This window comes from Pseudomonas sp. NPDC089534, from assembly GCF_044749305.1.
GTDB classification, from domain to species: Bacteria; Pseudomonadota; Gammaproteobacteria; order Pseudomonadales; family Pseudomonadaceae; genus Aquipseudomonas; species Aquipseudomonas ekonensis.
In genome coordinates this window covers 1-6,186 of record NZ_JBIVHR010000163.1, presented here as the reverse complement: position 1 = coordinate 6,186, position 6,186 = coordinate 1, and the positions used below count along the sequence as shown (strand labels likewise).

Sequence of the window (6,186 nt, the reverse complement as noted above, 5' to 3'; positions counted from 1 at the left end):
CGCCGTTCTGCCCTCGTGGCTGGTGCCCTTGCCCCACGCAATCGACTATCACCAGACCCGCAACGCCGATTTTTTGGCCCGCGATGGCGCTGCCTCCTGATGCCGCAAAGAACGACCGGTGCAGCGGACCTTGCCGCGCGCCTGACAGAGGTCCTGATGCAACCGCAACGACTCGAACAAATGGCCCAAGCGGCCCGCCGTCTGGCCAAACCCGATGCCACCCGTAGCGTGGTCGACACCTGCCTGGAGGTGGCCCATGGTTGAGAATCAGAAAGCCATGCCGCAACCGGAGATGCGCCGCATCCGCCGCATCCACTTCGTCGGCATCGGCGGCGTGGGCATGTGCGGCATCGCCGAGGTGCTGCTGAACCTGGGCTACGCCGTGTCCGGCTCGGACCTGAAGGCTTCGCCGGTCACCGAGCGCCTGGAATCCTTCGGTGCGCAGATCTTCATCGGCCACCGTGCCGAGAACGCCGCCGCAGCCGACGTGCTGGTGGTGTCGAGCGCCGTCAACACCTCCAACCCGGAAGTGGCGACCGCCCTTGAACGCCGCATTCCCGTGGTGCCCCGTGCCGAGATGCTGGCCGAGCTGATGCGCTACCGCCACGGCATCGCCGTCGCCGGCACCCACGGCAAGACCACCACCACCAGCCTGATCGCTTCGGTGTTCGCGGCCGGCGGCCTGGATCCGACCTTCGTCATCGGCGGCCGCCTGAACGCCGCCGGCACCAACGCGCAGCTGGGCACCAGCCGCTACCTGATCGCCGAGGCGGACGAGAGCGACGCAAGCTTCCTGCACCTGCAGCCGCTGGTGGCCGTGGTCACCAACATCGACGCCGACCACATGGCGACCTACGACGGCGACTTCAACAAACTGAAGAAGACCTTCGTCGAGTTCCTCCACAACCTGCCGTTCTACGGACTGGCGGTGATGTGCCTGGACGACCCGGTGGTGCGCGAGATCCTGCCGCAGGTCAAGCGCCCGACCGTGACCTACGGCTTCAGCGAAGACGCCGACGTGCGCGCGATCAACGTGCGCCAGCAAGGCATGCAGACCTTCTTCACCGTGCTGCGCCCTGACCGCGAGCCGCTGGAGGTGTCGGTGAACATGCCCGGCAACCACAACGTGCTCAATTCCCTGGCGACCATCTGCATCGCCACCGACGAAGGCGTCAGCGACGAAGCCATCGTCCAGGGCCTGTCGGGCTTCCAGGGCGTGGGCCGGCGCTTCCAGGTCTACGGCGAGCTGCCGGTGGACGGCGGCAACGTGATGCTGGTCGACGACTACGGCCATCACCCGACCGAAGTCGCGGCCGTGATCAAGGCCGTGCGCGGCGGCTGGCCTGAGCGCCGCCTGGTGATGGTCTACCAGCCGCACCGCTACAGCCGCACCCGCGACCTGTACGACGATTTCGTCAATGTGCTGGCCGACGCCAACGTGCTGCTGCTGATGGAGGTCTACCCGGCCGGCGAAGAGCCGATCCCCGGCGCCGACAGCCGCAAGCTGTGCAACAGCATCCGCCAGCGCGGCCAGCTCGACCCGATCTACATCGAGCGCGGCGCCGACCTGGCGCCGGTGGTCAAGCCGCTGCTGCGCGCCGGTGACATTCTGCTGTGCCAGGGCGCCGGCGACATCGGCGGCCTTGCGCCGAAACTGTTGAAAAGCGAGTTGTTCGCCGGGGCCGTCGCGGCGCCGGTCGAGGGGAAGTTGAAATGAGTGCTGACTACGCGAACCTGTTCTCCACCATCGCGCCGAAGGACTTCGGCCGCGTCGCCGTGCTGTTCGGCGGCAAGAGCGCCGAGCGTGAAGTCTCGCTGAAGTCCGGCAACGCCGTGCTCGCCGCGCTGCAGAGCGCCGGCGTGGACGCGTTCGGCATCGACGTGGGCGACGACCTGCTGCAGCGCCTGTTGAGCGAGAAGATCGACCGCGCCTTCATCATCCTCCACGGTCGCGGCGGCGAAGACGGCAGCATGCAGGGCCTGCTCGAAGTCGCCGGCATTCCGTACACCGGCAGCGGCATCCTGGCCTCGGCGCTGGCGATGGACAAGCTGCGCACCAAGCAGGTCTGGCACAGCCTCGGCATTCCGACGCCGCGCCACGCCGTGCTGCGCAGCGAAGCGGACTGTATTTCGGCGGCGGCGGAACTGGGCTTCCCTTTGATCGTCAAACCGGCCCATGAAGGTTCAAGTATCGGGATGGCCAAAGTGACTTCCGCGTCCGAGCTGATCGACGCATGGAAAGCGGCCAGTGCCTACGATTCGCAAGTGTTGGTCGAGCAATGGATCCAGGGTCCGGAGTTCACCATCGCCACCCTGCGCGACCAGGTGTTGCCGCCGATCGCCCTGGGCACGCCCCACACGTTCTACGACTACGACGCCAAGTACATCGCCAACGATACCCAGTACCGCATTCCGTGCGGGCTCGATGCCGCCAAGGAACAGGAACTCATGGACCTGACGGCCAAGGCCTGCGGCGCGCTGGGCATCGCCGGCTGGGGGCGTGCGGACGTGATGCAGGACGCCGACGGGCAGTTCTGGTTCCTGGAAGTGAACACCGCTCCGGGCATGACCGACCACAGCCTGGTGCCGATGGCGGCCCGTGCCGCCGGTCTGGATTTCCAGCAACTGGTTCTGGCCATCCTGGCCGCCAGTGTCGAAGCAGACGCGCGAGGTTAAGGCCATGCAAGGCGCACAGCTCAGACATCAGCCCTCCGCACCCGGCCGCAAGCCGGTGCCGCGGGGCGCCAGCCGCATGGTGGCCAAAGAGCCGATGTCCGCGCGCCTGCCCAAAGCCAATTTCGGCTTCCTGAAAGGGCTGTTCTGGCCGGTGCTGCTGGTGGCCCTGGGGTTCGGCACCTACGAAGGCGCGCAGCGCCTGCTGCCCTACGCCGACCGTCCGATCACCAAGATCGCGGTGCAGGGCGACCTGAGCTACATCAGCCAGCAGGCGGTGCAGCAGCGGATCGCCCCGTACGTGGCGTCGAGCTTCTTCACCATCGACCTGGCGAGCATGCGCACGGAGCTTGAGCAGATGCCGTGGATCGCCCACGCCGAAGTGCGTCGGGTGTGGCCGGACCAGGTGGTGATCCGCCTCGAAGAGCAGTTGCCGGTGGCCCGTTGGGGCGACGAATCGCTGCTCAACAACCAGGGCCAGGCGTTCACGCCCAAGGAACTGGCGAACTACGAACACCTGCCGCAGCTGTTCGGCCCCCAGCGGGCCCAGCAGCAAGTGATGCAGCAGTATCAGGTGCTGAGCCAGATGCTCAGGCCGTTGGGCTTCTCGATCGCGCGCCTGGAACTGCGCGAGCGGGGCAGTTGGTTCCTGACCACCGGTGCCGGTAGTTCCGGCCCCGGCATCGAGTTGCTGCTGGGACGCGGCAACCTGGTGGAAAAGATGCGCCGCTTCATTGCCATCTACGACAAGACGCTCAAAGAACAGATTACGAACATTGCGCGCATCGATCTGCGCTACGCCAACGGCCTGGCCGTTGGCTGGCGGGAACCTGTAGCGCCGCCGGCAGCCCAACCCGCTGTCGCAAAGAATTAAGAAGAGGCAGGACCCATGGCAAACGTGCAAAGCGGCAAAATGATCGTCGGTCTGGATATCGGCACCTCCAAGGTGGTGGCGCTGGTAGGCGAGGTCGCTGACGACGGCACGCTCGATATCGTCGGGATCGGCACCCATCCGTCCCGCGGCCTGAAGAAAGGCGTGGTGGTGAACATCGAATCCACCGTGCAGTCGATCCAGCGCGCCATCGAAGAGGCGCAGCTGATGGCCGGCTGCCGGATCCACTCGGCGTTCGTCGGCGTGGCCGGCAACCACATCCGCAGCCTGAACTCCCACGGCATCGTGGCGATCCGCGACCGCGAAGTCAGCTCCGCGGACCTTGAGCGCGTGCTCGACGCCGCCCAGGCCGTGGCGATCCCGGCCGACCAGCGGGTGCTGCACACCCTGCCGCAGGACTACGTGATCGACAACCAGGAAGGCGTGCGCGAGCCGCTGGGCATGTCCGGCGTGCGCCTGGAGGCCAAGGTCCACGTGGTCACCTGCGCCGTCAACGCCGCGCAGAACATCGAGAAGTGCGTGCGCCGCTGCGGCCTGGAAATCGACGACATCATCCTTGAGCAACTGGCCTCGGCCTACTCGGTGCTCACCGACGACGAAAAGGAACTGGGCGTGTGCCTGGTGGACATCGGCGGCGGCACCACCGACATCGCGATCTTCACCGAAGGCGCCATCCGCCACACGGCGGTGATCCCGATCGCCGGCGACCAGGTGACCAACGACATCGCCATGGCGCTGCGCACCCCGACCCAGTACGCCGAAGAGATCAAGATCCGCTACGCCTGCGCCCTGGCCAAGCTGGCCGGCGCCGGCGAGACCATCAAGGTGCCGAGCGTCGGCGACCGTCCGCCGCGCGAGCTGTCGCGCCAGGCCCTGGCCGAAGTGGTCGAGCCGCGCTACGACGAGCTGTTCACTTTGATCCAGGCCGAGCTGCGCCGCAGCGGCTACGAAGACCTGATCCCGGCGGGCATCGTCCTGACCGGCGGCACCTCGAAGATGGAAGGCGCCACCGAGCTGGCCGAGGAAATCTTCCACATGCCGGTGCGCCTGGGCGTGCCGCACGGCGTCAAGGGCCTCGACGACGTGGTGCGCAACCCGATCTATTCGACCGGCGTGGGCCTGCTGATGTACGGCCTGCAGAAGCAGTCCGACGGGATCTCGTTCTCGGGCATCGGCAGCCGCGACAGCTACAGCAACGACGAGCCGCAGGCGCCGTTGCTCGACCGACTGAAGAAGTGGGTCCAAGGCAACTTTTAAAAGCAGCTCGAAGCGTCAAGCTTCGGGCGGCAAGCAGTAGATGCACCGCAACAAAAAAGCAGTAGGCGAAAAAACTAGAGAATGTAAGGAGAGGGAAAATGTTCGAACTCGTAGACAACATCCCCGCAAGCCCGGTAATCAAGGTTATCGGTGTGGGCGGTGGCGGCGGCAACGCCGTCAATCACATGGTCAAGAGCAACATCGAAGGCGTCGAGTTCATCTGCGCCAACACTGATGCCCAGGCCCTGAAGAACATCGGTGCACGCACCATCCTGCAACTGGGCACCGGCGTGACCAAGGGCCTGGGTGCGGGCGCCAACCCGGAAGTCGGCCGTCAGGCCGCGCTGGAAGACCGCGAGCGCATCGCTGAAGTCCTGGCCGGCACCAACATGGTGTTCATCACCACCGGCATGGGCGGCGGCACCGGTACCGGTGCGGCGCCGATCATCGCCGAAGTGGCCAAGGAAATGGGCATCCTGACCGTTGCGGTCGTGACCCGTCCGTTCCCGTTCGAAGGCCGCAAGCGCATGCAGATCGCCGACGAAGGCATCCGCATGCTGTCCGAAAGCGTCGACTCGCTGATCACCATCCCGAACGAGAAGCTGCTGACCATCCTGGGCAAGGACGCGAGCCTGCTGTCCGCCTTCGCCAAGGCCGACGACGTGCTGGCCGGCGCCGTGCGCGGCATCTCCGACATCATCAAGCGTCCGGGCATGATCAACGTCGACTTCGCCGACGTGCGCACCGTGATGAGCGAAATGGGCATGGCGATGATGGGCACCGGCTGCGCCAGCGGTCCGAACCGTGCGCGCGAAGCCACCGAAGCGGCCATCCGCAACCCGCTGCTCGAAGACGTGAACCTGCAGGGCGCACGCGGCATCCTGGTGAACATCACCGCCGGTCCCGACCTGTCCCTGGGCGAGTACTCCGACGTGGGTTCGATCATCGAAGCCTTCGCGTCCGAGCACGCGATGGTCAAGGTCGGCACCGTGATCGATCCGGACATGCGCGACGAGCTGCACGTGACCGTGGTCGCCACCGGTCTGGGCGCCAAGATCGAGAAGCCTGTGAAGGTCATCGACAACACCGTCCACACCACCATGGCCGCCGCCCCGGTACAGCCGCAGCAGGCCCCTGCACGTCAGGAGCAGCCAGCGGTGAACTACCGTGACCTGGACCGTCCGACCGTCATGCGCAACCAGGCCCAGGCCGGTGCTGCGACTGCCGCGAAGATGAATCCGCAGGATGACCTGGACTACCTGGACATCCCGGCTTTCCTGCGTCGTCAGGCCGATTGATGAAATGTATTGGAAGGCGGACGCAGCGGTCAGGCGGACTTTCTCGCTGCGCTGGTCGCCGCCGGA

General features: G+C 66.1%; 5 protein-coding genes and 1 pseudogene. All 6 read left to right on the top strand.

Going from position 1 to position 6,186, the window contains the following annotated elements; translation table 11 throughout:
- Window positions 1-264, top strand: a pseudogene (locus ACIP0B_RS27610) (glycosyltransferase); the annotation flags it as partial.
- Window positions 257-1,717 (top strand): UDP-N-acetylmuramate--L-alanine ligase, encoded by a 1,461-nt coding sequence (gene murC / locus ACIP0B_RS27605; RefSeq protein WP_217890655.1) that lies wholly within the window; start codon window positions 257-259, stop codon window positions 1,715-1,717. The pseudogene ACIP0B_RS27610 and the gene murC, both read left to right, overlap by 8 nt.
- Window positions 1,714-2,676, top strand: a complete 963-nt coding sequence (locus ACIP0B_RS27600) for a D-alanine--D-alanine ligase (protein ID WP_400838200.1) — start codon at window positions 1,714-1,716, stop codon at window positions 2,674-2,676. Before murC ends, ACIP0B_RS27600 begins: the two co-directional genes overlap by 4 nt.
- 4 nt (window positions 2,677-2,680) lie before the next feature.
- A complete protein-coding gene (locus ACIP0B_RS27595) occupies window positions 2,681-3,547 on the top strand; it encodes a cell division protein FtsQ/DivIB (protein ID WP_085584856.1) in 867 nt (288 codons plus the stop codon).
- Between the two features lie 15 nt (window positions 3,548-3,562).
- Window positions 3,563-4,822 (top strand): cell division protein FtsA, encoded by a 1,260-nt coding sequence (gene ftsA, locus ACIP0B_RS27590; protein WP_065261511.1) that lies wholly within the window; start codon window positions 3,563-3,565, stop codon window positions 4,820-4,822.
- Between the two features lie 98 nt (window positions 4,823-4,920).
- A complete protein-coding gene (ftsZ, locus tag ACIP0B_RS27585; protein ID WP_085584858.1) occupies window positions 4,921-6,120 on the top strand; it encodes a cell division protein FtsZ in 1,200 nt (399 codons plus the stop codon).
- Window positions 6,121-6,186: the final 66 nt, after the last annotated feature.

Bases quoted from the DNA above. Each gene is read 5' to 3' on its own strand.
- murC (WP_217890655.1), top strand. From the start codon at position 257: ATGGTTGAGAATCAGAAAGCCATGCCGCAACCGGAGATGCGCCGCATC.
- ACIP0B_RS27600 (WP_400838200.1), top strand. From the start codon at position 1,714: ATGAGTGCTGACTACGCGAACCTGTTCTCCACCATCGCGCCGAAGGAC.
- ACIP0B_RS27595 (WP_085584856.1), top strand. From the start codon at position 2,681: ATGCAAGGCGCACAGCTCAGACATCAGCCCTCCGCACCCGGCCGCAAG.
- ftsA (WP_065261511.1), top strand. From the start codon at position 3,563: ATGGCAAACGTGCAAAGCGGCAAAATGATCGTCGGTCTGGATATCGGC.
- ftsZ (WP_085584858.1), top strand. From the start codon at position 4,921: ATGTTCGAACTCGTAGACAACATCCCCGCAAGCCCGGTAATCAAGGTT.